Annotated in this window: 18 protein-coding genes; 6 read left to right on the top strand and 12 right to left on the bottom strand. The window is 70.8% G+C overall.

The window, feature by feature from the left end; genetic code table 11:
- Positions 1 to 100: 100 nt before the first annotated feature.
- Entirely contained in the window at positions 101 to 766 is a 666-nt protein-coding gene (locus VSH64_RS45980) for a TetR/AcrR family transcriptional regulator (protein ID WP_326569024.1), read from the top strand.
- Here VSH64_RS45980 and VSH64_RS45975 read toward each other — a convergent pair.
- Positions 693 to 1,742 carry an AraC family transcriptional regulator gene (locus VSH64_RS45975; RefSeq protein ID WP_326569023.1) on the bottom strand — a complete coding sequence of 350 codons (1,050 nt, stop codon included), beginning with the start codon at positions 1,740 to 1,742 and terminating at the stop codon, positions 693 to 695. The genes VSH64_RS45980 and VSH64_RS45975 overlap by 74 nt on opposite strands.
- A gap of 127 nt (positions 1,743 to 1,869) precedes the next feature.
- On the opposite strand from VSH64_RS45975, the gene VSH64_RS45970 reads away from it, so the two are divergent.
- From VSH64_RS45970 to VSH64_RS45960, 3 genes are all read left to right on the top strand, one after another.
- On the top strand, positions 1,870 to 2,958 hold the full coding sequence (locus VSH64_RS45970; RefSeq protein ID WP_326569022.1) for a winged helix DNA-binding domain-containing protein: 1,089 nt from the start codon (positions 1,870 to 1,872) through the stop codon (positions 2,956 to 2,958).
- A gap of 75 nt (positions 2,959 to 3,033) precedes the next feature.
- Complete coding sequence (locus VSH64_RS45965; RefSeq protein WP_326569021.1) at positions 3,034 to 4,497, top strand: flavin-containing monooxygenase; 1,464 nt, start codon at positions 3,034 to 3,036, stop codon at positions 4,495 to 4,497.
- Positions 4,494 to 6,188 (top strand): GMC family oxidoreductase, encoded by a 1,695-nt coding sequence (locus tag VSH64_RS45960; protein WP_326569020.1) that lies wholly within the window; start codon positions 4,494 to 4,496, stop codon positions 6,186 to 6,188. The genes VSH64_RS45965 and VSH64_RS45960 overlap by 4 nt, the downstream gene beginning before the upstream one ends.
- 746 nt (positions 6,189 to 6,934) lie before the next feature.
- On the opposite strand, the gene VSH64_RS45955 is transcribed toward VSH64_RS45960, so the two are convergent.
- On the bottom strand, positions 6,935 to 8,398 hold the full coding sequence (locus tag VSH64_RS45955) for a chitinase (RefSeq protein ID WP_407655720.1): 1,464 nt from the start codon (positions 8,396 to 8,398) through the stop codon (positions 6,935 to 6,937).
- 232 nt (positions 8,399 to 8,630) lie between these two features.
- On the opposite strand from VSH64_RS45955, the gene VSH64_RS45950 reads away from it, so the two are divergent.
- The gene (locus VSH64_RS45950) at positions 8,631 to 11,045 is read left to right on the top strand and encodes a Tex family protein (RefSeq protein ID WP_326569018.1); all 2,415 of its coding nucleotides are present in this window, start codon (positions 8,631 to 8,633) and stop codon (positions 11,043 to 11,045) included.
- Positions 11,046 to 11,103: 58 nt separating this feature from the next.
- Here VSH64_RS45950 and VSH64_RS45945 read toward each other — a convergent pair whose 3' ends face one another.
- The 4 genes from VSH64_RS45945 to VSH64_RS45930 form a co-directional block, all read right to left on the bottom strand.
- Positions 11,104 to 11,610 carry a GNAT family N-acetyltransferase gene (locus tag VSH64_RS45945; protein ID WP_326569017.1) on the bottom strand — a complete coding sequence of 169 codons (507 nt, stop codon included), beginning with the start codon at positions 11,608 to 11,610 and terminating at the stop codon, positions 11,104 to 11,106.
- Between the two features lie 447 nt (positions 11,611 to 12,057).
- On the bottom strand, positions 12,058 to 13,263 hold the full coding sequence (locus VSH64_RS45940; RefSeq protein WP_326569016.1) for a PucR family transcriptional regulator: 1,206 nt from the start codon (positions 13,261 to 13,263) through the stop codon (positions 12,058 to 12,060).
- A gap of 57 nt (positions 13,264 to 13,320) precedes the next feature.
- On the bottom strand, positions 13,321 to 14,037 hold the full coding sequence (locus tag VSH64_RS45935) for an alpha/beta fold hydrolase (protein WP_326569015.1): 717 nt from the start codon (positions 14,035 to 14,037) through the stop codon (positions 13,321 to 13,323).
- Positions 14,038 to 14,162: 125 nt separating this feature from the next.
- Positions 14,163 to 15,875, bottom strand: a complete 1,713-nt coding sequence (locus VSH64_RS45930) for an acyl-CoA dehydrogenase (RefSeq protein WP_326569014.1) — start codon at positions 15,873 to 15,875, stop codon at positions 14,163 to 14,165.
- A gap of 237 nt (positions 15,876 to 16,112) precedes the next feature.
- Between VSH64_RS45930 and VSH64_RS45925 the strand changes: the two genes are divergently transcribed.
- Entirely contained in the window at positions 16,113 to 17,858 is a 1,746-nt protein-coding gene (locus VSH64_RS45925) for a DEAD/DEAH box helicase (RefSeq protein ID WP_326569013.1), read from the top strand.
- A gap of 120 nt (positions 17,859 to 17,978) precedes the next feature.
- Here VSH64_RS45925 and VSH64_RS45920 read toward each other — a convergent pair whose 3' ends face one another.
- The 6 genes from VSH64_RS45920 to VSH64_RS45895 all read right to left on the bottom strand — a co-directional run bounded on the left by VSH64_RS45920 (position 17,979) and on the right by VSH64_RS45895 (position 23,621).
- Positions 17,979 to 18,977 carry a YdcF family protein gene (locus VSH64_RS45920; protein WP_326569012.1) on the bottom strand — a complete coding sequence of 333 codons (999 nt, stop codon included), beginning with the start codon at positions 18,975 to 18,977 and terminating at the stop codon, positions 17,979 to 17,981.
- A gap of 56 nt (positions 18,978 to 19,033) precedes the next feature.
- Positions 19,034 to 19,915 (bottom strand): ABC transporter permease, encoded by an 882-nt coding sequence (locus VSH64_RS45915; RefSeq protein ID WP_326569011.1) that lies wholly within the window; start codon positions 19,913 to 19,915, stop codon positions 19,034 to 19,036.
- Positions 19,902 to 20,693, bottom strand: coding sequence for an ABC transporter ATP-binding protein (locus VSH64_RS45910; RefSeq protein ID WP_326569010.1), 792 nt, complete (start codon positions 20,691 to 20,693; stop codon positions 19,902 to 19,904). Before VSH64_RS45910 ends, VSH64_RS45915 begins: the two co-directional genes overlap by 14 nt.
- A gap of 16 nt (positions 20,694 to 20,709) precedes the next feature.
- On the bottom strand, positions 20,710 to 21,768 hold the full coding sequence (locus VSH64_RS45905) for an ABC transporter substrate-binding protein (RefSeq protein ID WP_326569009.1): 1,059 nt from the start codon (positions 21,766 to 21,768) through the stop codon (positions 20,710 to 20,712).
- 162 nt (positions 21,769 to 21,930) lie between these two features.
- Complete coding sequence (locus tag VSH64_RS45900) at positions 21,931 to 22,944, bottom strand: S-adenosylmethionine:tRNA ribosyltransferase-isomerase (protein ID WP_326569008.1); 1,014 nt, start codon at positions 22,942 to 22,944, stop codon at positions 21,931 to 21,933.
- Positions 22,941 to 23,621 (bottom strand): SDR family NAD(P)-dependent oxidoreductase, encoded by a 681-nt coding sequence (locus VSH64_RS45895; RefSeq protein WP_326569007.1) that lies wholly within the window; start codon positions 23,619 to 23,621, stop codon positions 22,941 to 22,943. The genes VSH64_RS45900 and VSH64_RS45895 overlap by 4 nt, the downstream gene beginning before the upstream one ends.
- Positions 23,622 to 23,623: the final 2 nt, after the last annotated feature.

Raw genomic sequence — 23,623 nt, 5'->3', positions numbered from 1 at the left:
CCGACCGTACAAATACCCTCACGCACCACGGTGGGACACAGTCTTTACGGATAGTAAACAACTTGTTGACAGCACGACGGAGGACGAGAAAGCTGACCCGATGAGCACCAGCACCCGGCCCCCGCGGCGCCGGCTGGAACCGGCCGAGCGCAGGGCCGAGATCCTCGCGGTGGCACGGCGCCTGTTCGGGGCGGGCAGCTACGCATCAGTGTCCACTTCGGACATCGCGGCGGCCGCGGGGGTGGCGCGGCCCCTGATCAACCACTACTTCGGCGGCAAGCGCGAGCTGTACCTCGAAGTGGTGCGCCAGATGATGATCGTGCCCGCACCCGTGGTCGACGCGCTGCCCGAAGGCCCGGTGCGGCGCCGCCTCGAGGTGGGCATCGAGCGCTGGATCGACGTGGTCGACCGCAACCGCGACGCGTGGCTCACCGCGATCGGCCCGGAGTCCGCCGGCCGCGACCCGGAGATCGAGCGCATCATGCTGGAGGCCGACGACATCGCGGCCGACCGCGTGCTGGCCGCGGCGCTGATGACCGACGTGACCGAGGGCCGGGAGCAGCTGCGCGCGATGATCCGCTCGTACGGCGGGATGCTGCGCGCCGCGTCCCGCGAGTGGCTGATCCGCGGCACGCTCAAGCGCGACGAACTGCTCACGTTCCTCGTCGACTCGATCCTGCACCTGATCGAGGTCACCTACCCGGCCGTGCTCGCGGAGCGGACCGGCGCGCGTACGCCGCCGGAGTCGTCCCCGTCCACCGTTTGAAGGCGTAGATGAAGCTCGACGCCTCGGCGTAACCCAGGCGCAGGGCGACGTCTTCGACCGAAAGCGCCCCGGTGTCGAGCATTTCCTCGGCCAGGGTCTGGCGCACCTCGTCGAGCAGCTGGCGGTAGCCGGTGCCGGCTTCGGTGAGCCGGCGGCGCAGCGTGCGCGGGCTCACGGCGAGGCGGCGCGCGATCTCGTCCATGCCGGCGTCGACGCCGCCGAGGCGCACCAGGCGTTCGCGCACCAGCTGCGAGATGCCGGACCGCTCGCGCCGGCGCGCCACGAGCGCGTCGCACTGCGCCGCGCACAGGGCCACGGTCTGGTCGTTGGCCTGCGGCAACGGCATGGTGAGGAAGGCGGGGTCGAAAACCGCGCGGTGGCGCTCGGCTCCAAAAGCCGGCTCGATGCCGAAGGTGTCCACATAGGACTGCGTCGAGGCCGGCGCGTCGTGGCGGAAGGCCAGGTCCTGCGCGGAGATGTCCGGCAGGAGGTCGCGCATCACCGTGTGGACGGCCGCGAGGTCGCGCAACACGAGGAAGCGCGCGACGTCGGCGGGCACGCGGGTGTCGTCCATCAGCAGGCTGATCCCGTGTGCGTCCAGCTCGACGTGCGGGATGCAGAAGGTGAAGCTCAAGTCCAGGTAGCGCAAGGCGAACAGCATCGCATCGCGCATCGTCGGGCTGCTGATGCACGCGAAGCCGAAGATGCCGAACGTCGTCACGCGGTAGCGGCGGCCCAGCTCCAGTGCCAGGTCGTCGCTGCCGCCGGTGTGCTCCACGAGCGCCCGCACCACGGCCAGCTCCTGGCGCGCGTCGACCTGCTTCTCCGGGCCGGTCAGCGCTTCGCGCGGGGTGCCGGGCAGCAGTTTCGCGGCGGGCACGCCGTGGTCCTCGGCGAACCCGAGCATGAGCAGCACGCTGGCGGTGCCGCGGGGGAAGTCCCAGTCGCGGACCGCGGGGGCTGCCAGCTCTGCCATGGCCGGAATTATGGATCAGGCCCGGCCCTCCGTGCTCGCCAAGGCTGCCTTGAGGGTCCAGAGGCCTGGGGCTCGACCCCGGAAGTTGGGGTCAGAAACTGTCCGCAATGCCCGTTACGCTCGCCGCATGAAGCTGAGCCTGCGTGCCCTCAACCGCGCGACGCTCGACCGGCAGCTGCTGCTGCGCCGGGCGACGATGCCCGCGCTGGCGGCCGTCGAGCACCTCGCGGGGCTGCAGGCGCAGGCACCGTTTCCGCCGTACTACGCGCTGTGGGCCCGGCTGCACGGCTTCAACCCGCACGACCTGGCCCAGCTGCTGCTCGACCGCAGTGTGGTGCGGCTCGTGCTGATGCGCGGCACCGTGCACCTGGTCACGGCGGCCGACGCGCTGGCCTGGCGTCCGCTCGTGCAGCCGGTGATGGACCGCGACCTGCGCACCAACCAGCTGCACGCGGCGCGCGTGGCCGGCCTCGACCACACGGCGGTAGCCACCGCGACCCGTGAACTGCTCGCCAGCCGCCCGCACACGAGCACGCAGCTGGGTACCGCGCTGGCCGAGCGGTGGCCCGACCGCGAGAGCGACGCGTTGACGCACCTCGCGCGCTGCCTGCTGCCGCTGGTGCAGATCCCGCCGCGCGGGGTGTGGGGCGAGGCCGGGCAGCCGACGTACCAGGTCGCGGACCACTGGCTGCCGGGTGTCGACGCCGTGGCTTCGGCCGAGCAGCTCGTGCGGCGCTACCTCGCGGCGTTCGGCCCGGCGACGGTGGCCGACGTGCAGGCGTGGTCGGGCCTGACGAAGCTCGGTGAGGTCGTGGCCGGGATGGACCTGCGCGAGTACTCCGACCACGCCGGGCGTGCGCTCTACGACCTGCCCGACGCGACGGTGCCCGACGAGAACACCCCGGCGCCGCCGCGACTGCTGGCACCGTTCGATCAGCCGCTGCTCTCCTACGCCGACCGCACGCGCGTGATCTCCGACGAGCATCGCAAGCGCGTGATCTCGCAGAACGGCCTCGTGAAGGGCACCCTGCTGGTCGGCGGTTTCGTGAAGGGCGCGTGGGAGATCAAGACCACGCGCGACACCGCGAACGTCGTGCTCACGCCGTACGAACGGCTGCCGAAACGCGACGCGGCCGCGTTGGAGAGCGCCGCGCGCCGGCTGCTGGCCTGGGCGGAACCGGGCCGGCAGCACGAGGTGCGGCTGCTGCCGGCGTGACGTTGGCCGGAATTCTCGATTCTCTGACCGTTCGTGTCCTTCCACCTCGGCGGACGCGTCGGTACCTTGCTCAGGATGGGCGACACGGCAAGGACGCCGTCGGTGCTGATCGTGGGCACCGGATTCGGCGGGGTCGGCACAGCGGTGGAGCTGAAACGCGCCGGCTTCCACGACTTCACGATCCTTGAGCGCGCGGCCGAACCCGGCGGGGTGTGGCGCGAGAACACCTACCCGGGGGCGGCGTGTGACATCCCGTCGCCGCTGTACTCGTTCTCCTACGCGCCCAATCCGTGGTGGCCGCAGCGGTTTTCGCCGCAGCCGGACATCCACGCCTACCTCAAGCGCGTGATCGCCGACTTCGACCTCGGCCCGCACATCCGGTACGGCCGGGAGGTGACCGCCGCGACCTTCGACGAGGGCCGCTGGCGTGTCGAGACGGCCGGTGGCGAGACGTTCGAAGCCGACGTGTTCGTGCCGGCCGTCGGACAGCTGTCGCGGCCGGTGTTGCCGGACATCGCGGGGCGCGACAGCTTCGAGGGCGTCGCGTTCCACTCGGCGCACTGGAACCACGACGTGGACCTGAGCGGCAAGCGGGTGGCCGTGATCGGCACGGGCGCGAGCGCGATCCAGTTCGTGCCGCCGCTGCAGCGCGAGGCCGCGCAGGTCACGATCTTCCAGCGCACGGCGCCCTACATCATGGCGAAGAACGACACGCGCTACGCCCGCTGGCAGAAGCGCCTGTTCGAACGCCTGCCGGCCACGCAACTGCTCGGCCGCCTGCGGATCTTCCTGCTGGCCGAGTACGCGACGTACGCGATGACGCGCCACCCCGTGCTGGCCAAGGCCTTCGAGCTGCGCACGGCACAGCTGCGGCGCCGGCACCTCAAGGACCCGAAGCTGCGCCGCAAGGTGACGCCGGATTATCCGTTGGGCTGCAAGCGGATCCTGTTCACCAACGACTACCTGCCGGCGCTCGCGCAGCCCAACGTCGAAGTCGAGACCGGCCGGATCCGCGAGATCACGCCCCGCGGCGTGCGCACCGAAGACGGGGTGGAGCACCAAGCCGACGTGATCGTGTACGGCACCGGCTTCAACGCCACCGATTTCCTCGGCTCGATGAAGGTGCTGGGCCTCGACGGCCGCAGCCTCGACGACGCGTGGCGCGGCGGCGCCCGCGCGTACCTCGGCATGACGGTGCCCGGTTTCCCCAACCTGTTCTGCGTGTACGGTCCCAACACCAACCTCGGCGCGGGCTCCATCATCTACATGATCGAACGGCAGGCACGCTACATCCGCCAGGCCGTGGAACAGCTCGCGCGGCCCGGGGTGTCCTATGTGGACGTGCTGCCGGAGGTCGAGGAGCGCTACGACCGCGAGGTGCAGCAGCGGCTGGGGCACAGCGTGTGGAGCTCGTGCACCAGCTGGTACCGCCAGGCCGACGGCCGCGTGAGCACCAACTGGCCGGGCCTGGTGACCGAGTACGACCGCAGGACCCGGGTGCTGGACCCGGCCGACTTCCGGGTGGTGGCGTCTTCGTGAACACCGACTACGACGTGCTGGTGATCGGCTCCGGGTTCGGCGGCAGCGTCACGGCGTTGCGGCTCACGGAGAAGGGCTACCGCGTCGGCGTGCTCGAAGCCGGGCGGCGCTTCGCCGACCACGAGTTCGCCAAGACGTCGTGGCGCCTGCGGAAGTACCTGTGGGCCCCGAAACTCGGCCTCTACGGCATCCAGCGCCTCACGCTGCTGAAGAACACCTTCGTGATGAGCGGCACCGGCGTCGGTGGTGGCTCGCTCGTGTACGCGAACACGCTCTACGAGCCGCCGGACACCTTCTACCAAGACCGGCAGTGGGCGCACATCACGGACTGGAAGGCCGAGCTGGCGCCGTACTACGACCAGGCCAAACGCATGCTCGGCGTGGTCGAGAACCCGCTCACCACCCCGGCCGACGAGGTGCTGCGCGAGGTCGCCGAGGACATGGGGATCGGGCACACGTACCGGCGTACGCCCGTCGGCGTGTACTTCGGAACCCCGGGCGAGGAGTCCGCCGACCCGTTCTTCGGCGGCGCCGGGCCCGCACGCCGCGCCTGCACGCACTGCGGCGAATGCATGACCGGCTGCCGCGTGGGCGCGAAGAACACCACGGTGAAGAACTACCTCTACCTGGCCGAACAGGCCGGCGCCGAGGTGCACCCGCTCACCACGGTGGTCTCCGTGCGTCCGGTCGAGGGCGGCTACGAGGTCGCCACCGAACGCACGGGCCGATGGGTCCGGCGCGGCCGGCGCACGTTCACCGCGCGCGAGGTCGTGTTCTCCGCTGCCGCGCTGGGCACGCAACGCCTGCTGCACCAGCTTCGCGACGACGGCACGCTGCCCGCGCTGTCGCCACGCCTGGGTGTGCTGGCGCGCACCAACTCCGAGGCCGTGCTCGCCGCCCGATCGCTGCGCGCGGATTCCGACTACACCCGCGGGGTCGCGATCACGTCGTCGATTCATCCGGACGCGGTCACGCACGTCGAGCCGGTGCGCTACGGCAAGGGCAGCAACGTGATGGGCCTGATGGCCACGGTGCTCGTGGACGCCGTGCCCGGCAAACGCCGGTGGGCACTGGGTCTTCGTGAGCTCGCGCGCAGGTGGCGTGACCTGCCGCGCCTGCACAACCCGCGGCACTGGTCGGAACGCATGATCGGCCTGCTCGTGATGCAGTCCCTCGACAACTCCGTGACCACCTACACGCGGCGCGGCCTGCTCGGCCGCCGCATGACCACGCGCCAGGGCACCGGCGAACCGAGCCCCGACTGGATCCCCGCCGGCCACGACGTGACGCGGCGCGTGGCCGCGAAGATCGGCGGCATCCCGCAGGGCGCGTGGACCGACCTCGCCAACACCCCGATCACCGGCCACTTCATCGGCGGCTGCGTGATCGGCGACTCCCCCGACACCGGCGTGGTCGACCCCTACCACCGTGTGTACGGCCACCCCGGCCTGCACATCGTGGACGGCTCCACGATCTCGGCGAACCTGGGCGTGAACCCGTCGCTCACGATCACCGCGCAAGCCGAGCGCGCCCTGGCCCTGTGGCCCAACAAGGGCGAACCCGACGCGCGCCCGGCCCTGGGCGAGGCGTACCGGCGGATCACCCCCGTGGCGCCCCGGGACCCGGTGGTGCCGACGACCGCACCGGGAGCGTTGCGGCTGCCGATCGTCGAGGTGCGCACGGGCCGCTGACCCATTGCCAACCTGACCAGCGGATTCAACACGCTGAAGGGAATAGTCACCCGGACCGAGGGCGGTTCCGCACCGACGAATCAGGATCGGACCTAGTAGTTCACCGGCGGGGGTTATTCGCATCGGACATCGAGCACCGCGAACCATCTGGAGCTATGTGCGAGGGAAACTTGCCATTCTTGTTCAGTGTCATGCGCTTCCGGCCGCAGCACGGACAAACCTGACCGCTGCGCGGACGATCGCACTTGTGGACCTTGAGTCGGTGCCAACTTTCGCCTGAGCCCTTGCAGGGTTTCTGCGCACCATGCGCGATGAGACCGTGAGCGTCATTTCCGTAGTGAGTGGGCAAGAGACCGCGAGCCGTTAACGGAACACGGAGGCAACATCGACCACAGTGAGCGAACGGCAACCGAACCACTCCCCCCCGTGATCAGATGATCGATATTGCCAGCCCCGGTGCACGGCGGTCTCCGGTCAACCACAGACTTCAGCCGTTCGGCGCACTGATGAAGCCGACAATGAGCGAGCGAGGCCCGCGTTCGCAGCTCCCCCGGACCAGTCGCTGACCAGCGGATTCAACAGTTCCTCAACACCTTCACCAACCACCACCAGGCACGCTTGCGGTCGCCGCATGTGCTCACCCCCCTCTGGGCACGTGCACTGGGGGTGTCTTGAAAGGCGCTCCCGCGACGACGCCCTCCCTGCCGTCGCGGGAGTCCTTCCAAGTCCTGTCCGGAGCCGCCCCCTTACGGCAGATTCGCGAGCGCGCCGCCAACGGTGTTCGCGAACGCGTACCCGGCGGACGCGTCCCAGTTGATCGACCAGGTCATGGCGCCGCGGATCGCCGGGTACGTCGTCGAAGGCTTGAAGCCGGAGCAGCTCGTGCCGCGGGCGAGGCAGTTGAGGGCCGCGACCACGTTCGACGGGGCCTGCGAGCCGGCGCCCGCCGGGCCCGAAGCCGGCAGTCCGAGCGCCACCTGGTCGGCCCGCAGGCCGCCCTGCAGCTGGATGCACGCGAGCGCCGTGAGGAAGTCGACGGTGCCCTGGGCGTAGACCTGGCCGTTGCAGCCGAGCATGGTGCCCGAGTTGTAGTACTGCATGTTCACGACCGTGAGGATGTCCTTGATGCCCAGCGCGAGCTGGAAGTAGCCGCCCTGCGTGGACTGCATGTCGATGGTCTGCGGGGCCATCGTGATGATCGAGCCGCCGCCGTTGTGGATGCTGCGCAGCGCCTGGCCCATGTAGGTGGCGTTGATGCCGTTCTCGAGGTCGATGTCCACGCCGTCGAAGCCGTAGGTCGAGATCAGCGACTTGACCGAGTTGGCGAAGTTGTTCGCCGACGTCGAGTCGCTCACGTTGATCGTGCCGTTCTGGCCGCCGACCGAGATGATCACCTTCTGGCCGCGCGCCTGCACGGTCTTGATGTCGGCGCGGAACTGCGCGTCGGTGTAGCCGCCGAGCTGCGACGACAGGCCCGGGTCGAGGGTGAAGTTCACGGCGCCCGGTGAGCCGGTGGCGTCGGCGAAGGCCACGGCGATGATGTTGTAGCGCGTGGGCACGTCGGCGAGCTTGAGGGCCTTGGCGCCGTTGTAGAAGTTCTGCCAGTAGCCCGTGAGCACGTGTTTGGCCAGGTCGCCGGTGACCGGCGGCTGCGATGTGGTCGGAGTGGTGGGCGTGGTCGAGGGAGTGGTCGGGGTCGTCGGCGTGGTCGGGGTCGTCGGCGTGGTCGGGGTCGTCGGCGGCGGAGTGCCCGGGCCGTCGAGGTTCACGTCGTCGGCCAGGTAGGCCGGCTGTCCGTACCAGCCGTGCAGGTACACGGTGATGCTCGTGGACGCGCCGGTGGTGAAGTTCAGCGACAGCTGGCTCCAGCCGTTCGTGCCGGGCGTCCAGGTGTTGGTGTCGGCGCCGCCGGTGCCGGACACGCCCAGGTAGACGTAGCTGCCCTGCACCCAGGCCGACAGCTTGTACACGGTGTTGGCCTTCACCGTCACCTGCTGCGAGCACTGCGCGGTGTCGGACGACGACGGGGCGGCGCTCAGCGCCTTGGTACCGCCGTGGGCGCCGCTGGACACCACGGAGGCGGAACCACTGCAGGTCCAGCCGGAGAGGCTGCCGCTTTCGAAGCCGGGGTTGGCGAGGATGTTGGCCGCCGAAGCGCTGCCGCCGAGCGCGAAGGTGACACCGAGGCACGTGGCCACGGTGGCGACCAGCGCGCCGAAGGCGAGGCGGGGTTTGCGAAACGAGCGAGAAGACGGGGACCGTTTGGAGAACACAGCGAGACCTCCACGAAAGAGTGAGGCAGGTCACCACAAAGTGGACTAGACCAATCTCGGTGTCAAGGAACCGTTCGGGCGTCGCTTCGACGGGGCCATACGAAAGTCGCACGGCGCCGGGCGGCAGAATGCTCGGCACGGAACGCCAAGACGGAGCAGGAGCCTGGTTGTGAGCGTGCAGTCGGTCGAGCAGCGGATCGCCGAAGAGCTGGAGGTGCGCGAAGGGCAGGTCAAGGCGGCCGTCGATCTCCTCGACGGGGGGTCGACCGTGCCGTTCATCGCCCGGTACCGCAAGGAAGTGACCGGGATGCTCGACGACGCGCAGCTGCGCACGCTCGAGGAACGGCTGCGTTACCTGCGGGAACTCGACGAGCGCCGCGTCGCCGTGCTGGAGTCGATCCGCACGCAGGGCAAGCTCGACGAGGCGCTCGAGGCCCAGATCCTGGCCGCGGACACGAAGTCGCGCCTGGAGGACATCTACCTGCCGTACAAGCCGAAGCGGCGTACGAAGGCCCAGATCGCGCGCGAGGCCGGCCTCGAACCGCTGGCCGACGGTCTGATGAACGACCCGAACACCGACCCGCAGGCCGCGGCCGCGGTGTTCGTCGACGCCGAGAAGGGCGTGGCCGACGCACAGGCCGCGCTCGACGGTGCCCGCTCGATCCTCGTGGAGCGCTTCGCGGAAGACGCCGACCTGATCGGCGAGCTGCGCGAGAAGATGTGGACCCAGGGCCACCTCGCGTCGAAGGTCCGCGCGGGCAAGGAGGAGGAAGGCGCGAAGTTCGCCGACTACTTCACCTTCTCCGAGCCGTACACGAAGCTCCCCTCGCACCGCATCCTCGCGATGCTGCGCGGCGAGAAGGAGGAGGTCCTCGACCTCTCCATGGAGCCCGAGGAGCCGAAGGCCGAAGACGCCGAGCCGCGCGTGGGGCCGACCGAGTACGAGATGCGGATCGCGCAGCAGTTCGGCATCAAGCAGGACGGGCGTGCCGCCGACAAGTGGCTCGGCGACACCGTGCGCTGGGCCTGGCGCACGAAGATCCTGCTGCACCTGGGTATCGACCTGCGGATGCGGCTGCGCCAGTCGGCCGAGGACGACGCCGTGCGCGTGTTCGCGGCCAACCTGCGTGACCTGTTGCTGGCCGCCCCGGCCGGCACGCGCGCCACGATGGGCCTCGACCCGGGCTTCCGCACCGGCGTGAAGGTGGCCGTGGTCGACGCGACCGGCAAGGTCGTGGACACGCACGTGATCTACCCGCACCAGCCGGCGAACAAGTGGGACCAGTCGATCGCGGAGCTGGCCGTGCTCTCGGCCAAGCACCACGTGGACCTGATCTCGATCGGCAACGGCACCGCGTCGCGCGAGACGGACAAGCTCGCGCAGGAGCTGATCAAGAAGCACCCGGACCTGAAGCTCACCAAGGCCGTGGTCAGCGAGGCGGGCGCGTCGGTGTACTCGGCGTCGGCGTTCGCTTCGCAGGAGCTGCCGGGCATGGACGTGTCGCTGCGCGGCGCCGTCTCCATCGCGCGCCGGCTGCAGGACCCGCTGGCCGAGCTGGTGAAGATCGACCCGAAGTCGATCGGCGTCGGTCAGTACCAGCACGACCTGTCCGAGGTGTCGCTGTCGCGCTCGCTCGACGCGGTGGTGGAGGACTGTGTGAACGCGGTGGGCGTGGACGTGAACACCGCGTCCGCTCCCCTGCTCACGCGGGTTTCGGGCATCACCACGGGCCTCGCGGAGAACATCGTGGCCCACCGCGACTCCAACGGTCCGTTCAAGTCGCGCACCGCGTTGAAGGAGGTCGCGCGGCTCGGCCCGAAGGCGTTCGAGCAGTGCGCGGGCTTCCTGCGCATCCCGGACGGCGACGACCCGCTCGACGCGTCTTCGGTGCACCCCGAGGCCTACCCGGTCGTGCGGCGCATCCTGGACAGCACCGGCGCGGGCATCCGCGAGCTGATCGGCAACGCGCGCACGCTTCAGGCCCTCAAGCCCGCGCAGTTCGTGGACGAGACCTTCGGGCTGCCGACCGTCACGGACATCCTGAGCGAGCTGGAGAAGCCGGGCCGCGACCCGCGTCCGGCGTTCAAGACGGCGACCTTCGCCGAGGGCGTGGACAAGATCGGCGACCTCAAGCCCGGCATGACGCTGGAGGGCGTGGTCACGAACGTGGCCGCGTTCGGCGCGTTCATCGACGTCGGCGTGCACCAGGACGGCCTCGCCCACGTGTCGGCGCTGTCGAAGAACTTCGTGAAGGACCCGCGCGAGGTCGTGAAGCCCGGCGACATCGTGAAGGTGAAGGTGCTCGACGTCGACGTGCCGCGCAAGCGGATCTCGCTCACGCTGCGGCTGGACGACGAGCCGGGCGCTTCGTCGCAGGACCGCCGTAATGGCGGTGGCGGCGGCCGGGACCGCGGTCAGGGCGGCGGTGGTGGCGGTGGCGGCCAGGGTGGCGGCGGCGGTCAGCGGCGTGGTCAGCAGAATCGCGGCGGCGGTGGCGGCGGTGGCCGTGGCGGGAACTCCGGCGGCGGTGGCGGCAACGGCTCGATGGCCGACGCGCTGCGGCGGGCCGGGTTCGGCAAGTAAGGCTCTCGGTCAGAGCTGGTCAGGGCTGGTCAGGGTTGTTCAGGCCGGTCCTGACCGGTCAGAAGATCCGCAGCCAGCGGATTTCGCCGTCGTGCCACTCGTCGGTGGGCGTGAGCCCGGCGGCGGTGGCCACGGCGGCGGAAGCCCGGTGCCCGGGGTGGATGTGGGCGAAGACGACGGTTACCGGCTGCCGTTCGAGCCACGCGACGAGCGCCTGGGTGGCTTCGGTGGCGATGCCGCGGCCTTGCCACGGCGTCCCCACCACCCAGGCGACCTCGGCGCCGGCGGCGCTCACGGTCGCCTGGACGGTGCCCGTCAGGCAGTCCTCGTCGCGAAGCCGGATCACCCAGTTCAGCCACGTCACGGCCAAGTCGGGCGAGCCGGCGGTCATGCGCTGGTAACGCGTGCGCAGGGCTTCCGGAGTGTCCGGGCTGCCGCCGATGAAGGTGCGCAGCGCCGGATCGGCCAGCACCTGCGCCATCTCCCCGGCGTGCTCGACGAGCAGCGGCAGCAGGTCCAGCCGCGCGGTGGCGATGGCCTGGGCTTCGAGGCGAGGTGCGGTCACGACGCGCCAGCGTAGCCGCGCGGACAAGCGCTGCCCGGGTTCGCGGTTCGCCGTGGCATCGCCGAAGCCCGAGGAGCGGGTCCTCGGGCTTCGGATGAATTGCTGAGCTCTGGTACGAATACCTTGGAGATCAAGGGTTGTTCAGCGCTGGGCGGTCACTCGTGTGACGCCTTCCCGTGGCCGCCACAAGTCCGGCGGCCAATCCGCACAGAAGACCGAGCCCCACGATGTACGGTCCGACGAGCAGCGCCAAGTCTGACCCGATGTCAGCCCCGTTTTCCGGGTTCGCCGGGCAACTGCCGGCAGTGGGCGGGCCGCAGCGGCAGTCAACGGCGCCGTGATCCGCGTAGTTCTCCTCACCAAAATTCTCTGGTGAATCCATTCGCCAGGATTGAACAGAGAATTATTTTCACGGCTGGTGCGTGGGAAACCCTGGCCCGCCCTTCGTCACTGCGCGATTCCCAGCAACGCGGCCTCGAGCGCGATCAGGATCTCCGCCGTGGCCTTCGGGTCGCTCAGCGATCGCCCGGTGGCCGCCTCGATCCGCCGCAGCCGGTGGCGGACGGTGTTCGGGTGGCAAAAGAGCACCGCTGCCGCCTCCGAGGCCGATCCCCCGCTGTCGCGCCACGCGGCCAGCGTTTCGAGCAGGACTTTGCTGTGCTCGGCGGGCAGGTCGAGGATCGGCCCGAGCACGGCTTGCCGGACCCGGGCCATCGCGTCGGGTGCGCTGACCGCCGCGACGGCGAGGGGAAAGTCGTCGAACATCGTCACGCGCGGACTGCCGGCGACCGTGCTCGCCAACGCGATGCGCGCGAACCGCAGCGCGGCCGCCGTCTCCGTGAGCGCCAGGTACGGCGGGCTCACGCCGATCCGGCTGCGCGCCGACTCGGTGAGGGTCGAGGCGAGTGGGCGCAGGTCGGCGTCGTTCTCGAAGCGCACGATCCCGATCTGCGCGTCAGGCGTGAGCCGCCAGGCCGAGCCGATGCGCCGGGTTCGCAGGCGGTTCTCGATGCCGGGCAGCGCTTCCTGGGCCAGCTGCACCGACTCGGCCGCGACCACCACGAACGGCCCGCGCTTGGGCAGGCGGAGCACGTCGGCCACTTCCCACACGGACGTCTCGTGCAGCGGCCGGCCCTCCAGGAGCGCGCCGACCAGGGCCGAGCGCTCGCCTTCGTTGCGCAGCACCAGAGCCATCGTGGTCTCGCGGTGCGCGGCGGCCATCTCCTCGGCGAAGGTGTCGTGGGCGGACCACAGGTCCGACGCCGCGTCCACCAACGCCTGATCGGACACCTGTTCCCGGGTGCGGGCGTGCAGCACCAGGCTGTGCCAGATCTGGCTGAACAGCACGCGGAACGCCGCCATGACCACCGACAGCGGCACTCCCTGCTCGGCCCGCAGCGCGCCGGTGGTCCGGGCCGCGGCGACATCGGCGTACCGGTCCTCGTGCAGGGACCGCAGCACGTACTCGAGGTTGCCCTGCACGGAGTGGCGCAGATCGTCGGCCGGCACCACCGTGTGCGTGCCGTAGAACTCGACGCGGGTTTCGATCGCGGACGCGATCTCGTCCGCGAACTCTTCGATGGTGCCCAGCAACCGTCCGGCGAGTGCCACGAGCTCCGGATCGGGGCCGCTCGTGGCCTCGCGTCGCGTCACCAGGTCAGCCTAGTGCTTTGGATCAGCCCAGTGCCCCGTATCTGTCCTGTGTCTGCTTCACCCGGCGGCCGCGGCGACGATCAGCTCGATCGTCTCGGCCGGCTTGCTGATCATCGCCACGTGCGAGCTGGCGACCTCCACCGTCTGCGCTCCGGCTCGCTTCGCCATGAACCGCTCGGCCTCCGGCGGGATCGTGGCGTCGTCGGCCGCCACGAGATACCAGCTCGGGATGGTCCGCCAGCCGGGCACACCCGAAGGCGTCGACAGGCAGGACAACGCGAACCCGCGCTGGCCGACGGCCATGAAAGCGGCGACGTCGGTGGGCACGTCGGCGCAGAACAGCTGGTGGAACGCCGCCAGGTCGATGTACCCGTCGGCGTCGCCCTCGGGCGCACCCGGGTACGGGCGCCGGACCAGGCGCTCGCCGAGTTCGGACGTCCCGCCGCCGAGCGCGAAGGACTCGAGCAACGTCTCGCCCTCGTCCGGCGCGAATGCGGCGATGTAGACGAGCGCACGCACGTTCGGACTGTCGCTGCTCGCGTTGGTGATCACGCAGCCGCCGTAGGAGTGCCCGACCAGCACGACGTCGCCCTCGATCGTCGACACGACGTCCTTGACGTAAGCGGCATCGTGGGCGACCCCGCGCAACGGGTTGGCCGGCGCGAGCACCGGATACCCGCGTTCGCGCAGGCCGGCGGCCACCGCCTGCCAGCCGGACGCGTCGGCGAAGGCACCGTGGATCAGGACGACGGTGGGTAGTGCGGGAGCGGCCATGAGGAGCCTCGTTCCTGGGTGGTGTGGCTGGGGTTGTCTCCACACCGTGCAGGAGGGTCGCCGCGGTGGCGATGTTCCCGGCCAACCGGAACGAGGCTCTTCGTTGTCCTCGCGGACAACGCGGCTCAGGCGTTCATCTCGTACGCTCCCGAGAGGTCCCGAACCACCGTCCACACGCGATCGAAGCGGTCGGCGTCCACGACCGGCTTGCGCAGGGCCGCGAGCGCGATTTCCTGCTGCTTGTCCGTGGAGCTCGCCTTGCCGTTGAGGTCCACGGCGGCGGCGCTGAAGTCCTGCACCAGCACGGCGAAGAGCTGGTCCACCACGTCGTCGGACTCGCCGGTGAGCTCGGCTTGTTCCAGGATCAGCTGGCCGTAGACGACGAGGGTGAACAGCTCCGTGAGCGCGAGCCCGAAGTCGAGGTCGGCCTGCTGGGCCTCGTCGGGCGTGGCTTCGGTGAGCAGGCGCACCAGGTAGTCGGCCTGCTCGCGGAAGAGCGCGACGTTCGGCAGGCGCGAAGCCTTGGCGTAGGCCGTTTTCCAGTCGTGGAAGCGCACCTTCGACAGGCCGCGCGCCGGGCCCTGGCGGAAGAGGAACTCGTCGTCGGTGGCGTCGGCGCGGGTCGGCACCGCGGCGTAGTCCTGGGGCGCGAAGAGGTAGGCAGGCATGAACTTCGCGATGAGCGCGAGGTTCACGGCCACGGTGCCCTCGAGCTTGGGCAGGCCGTCGATGTCGTTCTTGGCCATGGCCAGGTAGGTGTCGGCCTCGAAGCCCTTGGCCGCGACCACGTCGGCGACCAGCCCGATCACCTTCTGGGCCTGCGTGGTCACCTTCATCTTGGTGATGGGGTTGAACAGCAGGTAGCGGCGGTCGTCGGGGCCGGCGGAGCGGAAGTAGTCCACGGCGCGGTCGGAGAACAGCTTCATGCCGGCCAGGCGCGCGTAGGCCTCCACGAACTCGCGGCGCACGTGCGGGAAGTTTGTGACGGGCTTGCCGTAGAGCACGCGGTTGTGGGCGTGGGTGATGGCCTCGTACAGCGAGTGCGTGGCCATGCCGATGCCACCGAAGCACAGGTTGAACTTGCCGATGTTCACGGTGTTGAGCGCGGCGCTGAAGGCTTCCGCGCCGACGTGCAGGAGGTCCTCGGCGTGCACCGGGTAGTCCTCGAGCCGGAACTCGGCCACGTACATCTGCGAGGGCACGATGTTCTTCACCACGTGGTAGTTCGGGTGTGTGGCGTCGGCGTAGAAGAACACGTACTGGTCGGGGCCCTCGACGCCCTCCACACGGCCGAAGACCGACACGGTGCGGGCGACGTTGCCGTTGCCGATGTAGTACTTCGAGCCGTTGGCGCGGTAGCCGCCGTGGCCGTCGGGTGTGAGCACGAGGTCGGAGGAGTAGATGTCGGCGCCGTGGTCCTTTTCGGACAGACCGAACGCGCCGACGCCGCCCGCGGCCAGCGCGTCGGCCGCGCGCTTGCGGGCCACCTCGTTGCCGCTCTGCCACACCGGGCCGAGCCCGAGGATGGTGACCTGCCACGGGTACCAGTAGTTGAGGCCGTAGAAGCCGAGGATCTCCGACAACGCCGCCACGCGGCTGGTGTCCCAGCGCTTGGTCTCGTCGCCGTCGGCGTCGGCGGCCGGGGTGAGGAAGGTGGCGAAGAGGCCTTCCTTCGCGGCGAACTCGAGGAAGTCCGCGTAGAACGTGCGGTTGTGGTAGTCCTCGGTGAGCTTGCGCTTGCCGCGTGACTCGAACCACTCGATCGTGGCCAGCAGCAGGCGCCGGGTCTCCGGGTCGAACGACTGCGGGTCGTAGGCCCGCGGGTTGAGCAGCGGCATGGCTCTCCTCCGTGATTACCGACGGGTAACTTAGCAAGCGACGAGGGTGCGGGCAAACTCACTCGGCCGCTCGCTCACGGTCGGCTATACTGATCTTGCGGTCCGCTCAGTTCTGCCTCGGGCCGCGTTTCGTTGTCGACTACCACGCGCCGCGGCCCCCCGAGGTCTGCGCCGGGCAGGACAACCCCACTCATGTATGGAGAACCGGGGCGCACCTAATCGCGCCCGTACGCACTTATGACCACTTTCACTGAACTCGGCCTGCCCAAGTCCCTGGTCGACGCTCTGGCGGACCAGGGCGTCACCTCGCCGTTCCCGATCCAGGAAGCCACGCTTCCGCACACGCTCGCGGGCCGCGACGTGCTCGGCCGCGGCCGCACCGGCTCCGGCAAGACCTACGGCTTCGCGCTGCCCGTGCTGGCCCGCCTCGCCGCCGGCCCCACGCGCCGGCGCCCCGGCCGCCCGCGCGCACTGATCCTCGCGCCGACGCGTGAGCTCGCCACCCAGATCGAGGCCACCATCGCGCCGCTCGGCAAGGTGCTGGGCCTCAAGACCACCACGATCTTCGGCGGCGTGAGCGCGTCTCCGCAGATCACGCGCCTGCGTGACGGCGTGGACATCGTCGTCGCCTGCCCCGGCCGCCTGGCCGACCACATGCGCTCCGGCGAGGTGAAGCTCGACCAGATCGAGATCACCGTGCTCGACGAGGCCGACCACATGGCCGACCTGGGCTTCCTGCCCGAGGTGCGGCGCATCATGGACCAGACCCCCGAGCGCGGGCAGCGGCTGCTCTTCTCCGCGACCCTCGACGGCGGCGTCGACGTGCTGGTGAAGCGCTTCATGCACGACCCGGTCACGCACAGTGTCGACTCGGCCCAGTCGCCGGTGTCGACCATGACCCACCACGTGCTGCACCTCGAGGAGACCCACCGCCTGCCGGTGCTGGTCGACCTCACGGCCGCGCCGGGCCGCACGCTGGTGTTCACGCGCACGAAGCACCGCGCGAAGTCGTTGACGCGCAAGCTCGTCGCCAGCGGTGTTCCGGCCGTCGAGCTGCACGGCAACCTCGGCCAGAACGCGCGCACGCGCAACCTGGAGGCGTTCTCCTCGGGCGCCGCGCGCACGCTGGTCGCCACCGACATCGCCGCCCGCGGCATCCACGTGGACGACGTCACCCTCGTGATCCACGCCGACCCGCCGGTGGAGCACAAGGCCTACCTGCACCGCTCCGGCCGCACCGCGCGCGCCGGCGCGTCGGGCACCGTGGTCACGCTGATGACCGACGAGCAGCGCGCCGACGTCCGCGACCTCACCCGCAAGGCCGGCATCAAGCCCACCACCACGCAGATCGGCCCCGGCCACCCGCTGCTGGCCGAACTCGCGCCCGGTGAGCGCACCTTCGACGCTTCCCCGCGCCGTCCGATCGTCGACGACCGGCCGAAGAAGGTCACCGCTTCCGGCTCCGACCCGTCGGCTCGCAGCGGCCGCGGTGGCCGCCGGGGCGGACCCGCGCCGGAGAACCGGGGTGGGCAGGGCTCCCGTGCGGCGGCTCAGTCGCGTCGCGGCGAGTCCGCCGGTCGGGGTTCGAGCCGCAACGGTGCCGGGCGGGATGCCGCCGGTGGCGGCCGGGACTCGTTCAACGACGGTGCCGGTCGTGGCCGCGGTGGTGCCTCGGGTGATGGCGCCGGTCGCGGTCGTGGCGGCGCGGTGAGCGACAGTCGTGGCCGTGGCGAGGCCGGTCGTGGTGCCGGTGGCCGCTCCGGCGCCGGCCGTGGCGGCGCCGCTGGTGCCGGTCGCACCGGCGGCGGTCGCGGTGGCGCGGCCGCGGCCCGCACGCAAGGTGACCAGCGTCAGCACCGCGGTGGCTCCGGCCAGTCGACCACCCGCTCCCAGCAGCCCGGCCGCTCCGGCGCCGGCGCTTCCCGCGGCGCGGCGGCCTTCTCCTCCGGCACCCGCGCCGGCTCGCGCCGCACCGGGCGCTGACCGTCCACTTCAGACCGGCCCGCAGGCAGTTGCCTGCGGGCCGGTTTTCGTTTCCGCTCCGGCCCCCTCGCCAACCCACCCCAGGAACCCGGGGCGCTCAGGGCCGCAGGAGGGAGCCCGCTACATCTGGCCGAGCAAGGCGACCGCCGGTGGGAAAGCACCCAGCACGACGACCGCGGCGAGGTTCGTTTTCTTGTACTGCACCAGCAAAGCCACGAACTCGCGCAGGAACGCGCTCGGCACGAAGTACGACGCGGTTTTCGCGCCGATCACGTCCAGGCGCAGGCGCAGGCGGCGGGCGAGGATGGCCGTGCGGAACACGTGGTAATTGTTCGTGACCGCGAGCACGCGGCCGGAAATCCCCTGCTCCTGCAGCAGTTCCACGCTGAAGCGGAGGTTCTCGTCCGTGGTCGTGGCCTTGTCCTCCAGGAGGATGGCCGTGCGCGGGACGCCGGCGTTTTCCAGGTAGGCCGCCATGGCCGCCGCCTCGGAGGTGAGCTCGTCGCTGCCCTGGCCGCCCGAGACGACGACCACGGCGTCGGGTGAGCGGCGGTAGCACTGGACGCCCCGGTCGAGGCGGCTGGCGAGCAGCGGCGGCACGCGGTCGCCGAGGAGGCCGGAGCCCAGCACGATGATGGCGGCGGCGTGGGCGCGGCGGTTGAGGCGGCTGTAGAGCACGGAGTACATGAGCAGCGCGGTGAACACGAACGCGACGTAGGCCGTGAGCAGCAGCACCGACATGGCCACCACGATCAGCCACGGCGCCACCTGCGTGAACACGACCGCGCCGACCGTGAACACGTACACCGCCATGATCGCCAGGCCCGCGAGCAGCGACAGCATGTTGGCCGGGCGGTGGCCTTCGCGGCGCCACATCACGGAGCCGTTGGCGACCAGCGCCCACGGCAGCACCAGGCCGGCGACCACCGCCACCACCGCGACGACGATCAGCAGCACCGTCTGCAGCCACACCAGGCCCGCGGTGAGGCTGAACAGCCACAGGCCGGTGAGCACCACCGCGAGCGCGAACCACACCGCGTTGCCGAAGCGCCTTGGCTCACGGAGGAACCGCACGACGAAGATCAGATCGGCGAGCAGCGCCAGGATCGCGGGGGCCATGACCGGCATTGTGGTGGGTCCGGTGAAACCCGCGTCAGGTGAGCCCCGTCAAGAACTCACAAAGAGGCCGTGAGGCCCCGCGCGCGCAGCACCGCGCGTTCGAGCGGCCGGAACACCAGCAGCTCGATCCCGATCCCCACCAGCAGGATCAGGAAGATCGCCGCGATCACCTTCTCGATGGCGTTGAGCGACGAACCCTGGTTCAGGTACGCGCCGAGCCCGATGCCCAGCTGCGGCGAAAGCGCGATCAGCTCGGCCGCCATCAGCGACCGCCAGGAAAACGCCCACCCCTGCTTCAGCCCGGACAGGAACCCGGGCAACGCGGCGGGTAGCAGGATGTGCCGGGCCGCGGCCAGCCGGCGCGCGCCCATGACCTGGCCGACGCGCGGCAGGATCGGTGGGATCTGGTCGATGCCGGACACGAGACCGTTGGCGATCGAGGGCACGGAGCCGAGCAGCACGACGAAGTAGATCGCCGCGTCGTTGATGCCGAACCACAGGATCGCGGCCGGCACCCACGCCACCGACGGCAGGCTCTGCAGCCCCGTGAGCAGCGGTCCGATGGCCGCGCGCACCACGCGCACCTTGGCGACGAGCAGGCCCAGCGGCGTCCCGATCACCACGCCCGCGGCGAAGCCGAGCGCGGCGCGGTGCAGCGACGTCCAGATGAAGCCGAACACCTCGCCGTCGGTGAGGCGGTCCCAGAACTCGTTCCACACGGCCAGCGGCGCGGGCAGCTGCGCCTCCGGCCAGAACGCCGCGGCCCACAGGATCTGCCACACCATCACGAGCAGCACGAGCGCCACCACCGGCGGCAGGAAACCCCACGCGAACCGCCGCCAGAACGACGGGCGGCGCTCGCCCACCGGGGCGTCGAGCGCGTCGAGGCCGGACCCGACCGCGTCCAGCTCGTCGACGGGTCCCTCAGGCCGCGGCATGGGTGCTGATCACCTTTCGCAGGTGGCCGGTGATCTCCTCGGTGAGCTCTTCGGTGTCGGCCAGCGGCACGTCGGTCCACTCGCGCACGACCCGGCCGGGCCGTGAGGACAGCAGCACCACGCGCTGGCCCAGCCGCACGGCCTCGCGCACGTCGTGGGTCACGAACAGCACCGACGTGCCCGTGGTCCCCCACACGCGCAGCAGCTCGCCCTGCAGCACGTCGCGGGTGATGGCGTCGAGCGCGGCGAACGGCTCGTCCATCAGCAGCAGCGCCTGCTCGGCGTCGCCGCCGACGCGGTGGGTCGCCGCGAGCGCGCGGGCCAGCGCCACCCGCTGGCGCATCCCGCCGGAGAGCTCGTGGGGCCGCTTGTCGCCGACGTCGCTGAGCCGCACGAGGTCCAGCAGCTCGGCGGCCTTGCGGCGGCGTTCCGCGCGGCCGAAACCGGCGAGCCGCAGCGGCAGCTCGACGTTGCGTGAAGCGGTGAGCCACGGCATCAGCGCGGCTTCCTGGAACATCACCGCCGGACGTGAGGTGTTGAGCGTGATCTCGCCGGCCGAGGGCGCGTCGAGGCCCGCGACGAGGTTCAGGAGCGTGCTCTTGCCGCAGCCCGACGCGCCGAGCAGGCACACGAACTCGCCCGGGGCCACCGCCAGGTCCACGCCGTCGAGCGCCACCACGGCGCGCCCGGCCTGGCCGAACGCCTTGCCGACGCCGGTCAGGCGCACGGCGGCCGTGCCGGTGAAGTCGGTCCGTCCGCTGGGGAGGGTGATGGTCATCGCTCGCCTTCCTGAATCACTTGGCCAGGGCCGGGGCTTCGACGGCGGGCTGTTTCGCTTCCTGGAGCACCTGGTTGAGCGGCCCGAAGTCGGCGAACCCCTTCAGCGCCACCGCGGACTTCGCGATCCCCGCGGTGACCGAGTCCTGCGCCAGCTGCGGGAACTGCTCCGGAACCGGGTCCGTGGTCAGCGCGATGCCGGAGAACGCGCGGTCGAGCACGGCGGGACTCAGCGAGCTGCCGGCGAGCTTCTTGAGCTGCGCGTTCACCACGGTTTTGGCGTCGGCTGGGTTGGCTTCGGCCCAGTCGATGGCGGCCAGCTCACCCTTCAGCACGGCGCGCACGGTGTCGGGGTGCTGCTGCAGGAACTCGCTGCGCACGATGACCACGGTGGTCGGGAACCGGCCGTCGGGCCACAGCGACTTCTCGTCCACCAGCACCTTCGCGCCGGCGTCGAGCACCAGCCGCGAGGACCAGGGCTCGGGCAGCCAGCCGCCGTCGACGTCGCCCTTGCGGAAGGCGTCGAGCGTCTTCGGGTTGTCCATGGTGGTCACGGTGACCTGGCCGGTGAGGTTCTTGCCGGCGAGGAACTTCTTGAGCGCGACGTCCTGGGTGTTGCCGAGCTGCGGCGTGGTGAGCGTTTTGCCCTTGAGCTGCTCGACGCTGGTGATGCCGGGCTTCACCACGAGCTGCGCGCCGCCCGTGACCGCGCCGGACACGAGCTGGATGGCGCCCTCCGACTTGCTGAACGCCGTGATGGCCGGGCCGGAGCCGATGAACGCCATGTCGAGCGATTTGCCGAGCAGCGCGTTGACCTCGTCGGGGCCGGCGTTGAACGTCTGCGTGGTGAGCTTCGTCTTGCCCAGCTGCTGGGTGAAGAAGCCCTTGTCCACACCGATGAGCGCCGGTGCGTGCGTGACGTTCGGGAAGTACCCGAGGCGGACCTCGGTCGCGGCGCCCTCGTCGGCGGCAGCCGCCTGCGGGCGATCCGCGCGCGAACAGCCCGCGAGCGCACCCACCGCGGTCAGCGCGACGAGCGCGGAGGCGAGCAGGCGGGTTCTCGGGAGCGTGCGCACGGGTGGGCCCTTCCGGCGGTGACGGGTCCCGGCGAGGTTCGCACGGCCCCTCACCCGGGCGCACCGACATCCGCATGCCGGGAAAACCCGCACCCGCCTCTTGACAGCGGCGGCGGCTGCGGGTTAGCCGAGGCTCGCCGGTTGCCGTGGTGGCGGATCAGCTCACCTGCTCAGCAGCAGCGATACGTCACCGAACTCGTGCCAGAGGTACCTCCGTTCCACGGCCGCGTCGTAGGCGCGTTGCACCAGGTCGGGCCCGACGACCGCCTCGAGCAGGAGCAGGTGTGAGGCTTCGGGCGTGTGCAGGCCGGTGACGAGGCCGTCGACGATCCGCGCGGGGTGGTCCGGCCCGAGGACCAGCGAAGTCCAGCCGGACGCGGCGGTCACCTCGCCGTTTTCCACCGCCGATTCGAGCGCCCGTACGGCCGTGGTGCCCACGGCGACGATCCGCCCGCCCTGCGAGCGCACCCAGTTGACCAGCGCGGCCGTGGTGGCGGGCACGCGGAAGCGCTCGGCGTAGGGCGGTTCGCCGGCTTCGGGCGACGAGACGCCGGTGTGGAGCAGGATCGGGGCGAAGAGCACGCCTTTCGCGACCAGCTGCGTGACCAGTTCCGGCGTGAACGGCCGGGCGGCGCTCGGCATTTCCGCGGAACCGGGTTCGAGGGCGAAGGCGGTCTGGTAGTCGGTGAGCGGCCAGGCGCGCGGCACGTAGCCGTAGCGGATCGGGCGGCCCACGAGCGTGAGGTAGCGGGTGACGCTGCCCTCGACGTCGACGCGGGCGCGCCAGAGCCGCTGTTGGCCGGCGACGTGCGGGCTGAGCAGGGTGAGGGCGGCGCCGGCGGGCAGCGTCAGGTGTTCGCCTTCGTGGCCGTCGAGCAGCGGGCCGCCGGGGGCGCGCAGCTCGACGACCCAGGTGCCGTCGTCGAGTTCGGTGGAGAAGTGCAGGCCGACGACGTGGTCGCCGCGGGTGGCGTCGACGGCCGCGGGCAGGGTGCCTGAGGTGTTGACCACGAGCAGGTCGCCGGGGTTCAGGAACTCGCCGAGGTCGTGGAACGTGCTGTGCCGCACGCCTTCCGGGCTCGCGGTGAGCAGGCGGACCTCGTCGCGGGCGAGGCCGCGGGCTTCGGGCGGCGCGGTGGCGAGCAGGTCGTCCGGCAGCGAGAACCGCGTGGTCATGAGCGCACCGCCGCCAGGAGGTCGGCCGCGCGGTGGCGGCCGCTGGGCGGGCGTTCGTCGAGCAGGCGCAGGAACGCGGGCACGGCCGTTTCGGGCAGCGGCCGGTCGGAGATGTCCTCGCCGGGGAAGGCGAGCTGGTGCATGGCCGTGCGCAGGTCACCGGGGTCGACGGCGTAGACCGCGAGCCGCGGGTTCTCGACGCCGAGCACCGCCGTCGCGTGGTCGAGGGCCGCTTTCGCGGAGCCGTAGGCGCCCCAGCCCTCGTACGGTTCCACGGCGGCGTCGGAGCTGATGTCGATCAGGGTGCCGTTCTGCGCCGCCAGCGCGGGCAGCAGCAGGCGGGTGAGGGCGAGCGGGGCGAACACGTTGGTGCGGAAGACGGTTTCCAGCTCGTCGAGCGGGTAGTCGAGCAGCGGCGGCAGCGGGCTGAGGCCGAGGGTGCTGGCGTTGTTCACGAGCAGGTCGAGGCGGTCACCGACGACTTCTTTGAGGTGCGCCCGGTGCCCGGCGTCCGTGACGTCGCCGGGCACCGCCGTGAACCCGAGCTCCTCGGCGGCGGCGCGCAGGGCCTCCTCGCCTCGCGCGGTGCCCAGCACTGTCCATTCGCGACGGACGAGGGCCCCGGCGAGGGCCCGCCCCAGCCCGGCTGACGCGCCGGTGATGACGGCGACTGGCATGG

Source organism: Amycolatopsis rhabdoformis, from assembly GCF_035918295.1.
In the GTDB taxonomy this organism is placed as follows: domain Bacteria; phylum Actinomycetota; class Actinomycetes; order Mycobacteriales; family Pseudonocardiaceae; genus Amycolatopsis; species Amycolatopsis rhabdoformis.
This window is presented reverse-complemented; position numbering and strand designations above follow the sequence as displayed.

Excerpts from the sequence above, each read along its gene's own strand:
- VSH64_RS45980 (WP_326569024.1), top strand. The coding sequence starts at position 101 with ATGAGCACCAGCACCCGGCCCCCGCGGCGCCGGCTGGAACCGGCCGAG.
- VSH64_RS45920 (WP_326569012.1), bottom strand. The coding sequence starts at position 18,977 with ATGGCCCCCGCGATCCTGGCGCTGCTCGCCGATCTGATCTTCGTCGTG.
- VSH64_RS45930 (WP_326569014.1), bottom strand. The coding sequence starts at position 15,875 with ATGCCGCTGCTCAACCCGCGGGCCTACGACCCGCAGTCGTTCGACCCG.
- VSH64_RS45975 (WP_326569023.1), bottom strand. The coding sequence starts at position 1,742 with ATGGCAGAGCTGGCAGCCCCCGCGGTCCGCGACTGGGACTTCCCCCGC.
- VSH64_RS45935 (WP_326569015.1), bottom strand. The coding sequence starts at position 14,037 with ATGGCCGCTCCCGCACTACCCACCGTCGTCCTGATCCACGGTGCCTTC.
- VSH64_RS45895 (WP_326569007.1), bottom strand. The coding sequence starts at position 23,621 with ATGCCAGTCGCCGTCATCACCGGCGCGTCAGCCGGGCTGGGGCGGGCC.
- VSH64_RS45910 (WP_326569010.1), bottom strand. The coding sequence starts at position 20,693 with ATGACCATCACCCTCCCCAGCGGACGGACCGACTTCACCGGCACGGCC.
- VSH64_RS45970 (WP_326569022.1), top strand. The coding sequence starts at position 1,870 with ATGAAGCTGAGCCTGCGTGCCCTCAACCGCGCGACGCTCGACCGGCAG.
- VSH64_RS45915 (WP_326569011.1), bottom strand. The coding sequence starts at position 19,915 with ATGCCGCGGCCTGAGGGACCCGTCGACGAGCTGGACGCGGTCGGGTCC.
- VSH64_RS45900 (WP_326569008.1), bottom strand. The coding sequence starts at position 22,944 with ATGACCACGCGGTTCTCGCTGCCGGACGACCTGCTCGCCACCGCGCCG.
- VSH64_RS45965 (WP_326569021.1), top strand. The coding sequence starts at position 3,034 with ATGGGCGACACGGCAAGGACGCCGTCGGTGCTGATCGTGGGCACCGGA.
- VSH64_RS45925 (WP_326569013.1), top strand. The coding sequence starts at position 16,113 with ATGACCACTTTCACTGAACTCGGCCTGCCCAAGTCCCTGGTCGACGCT.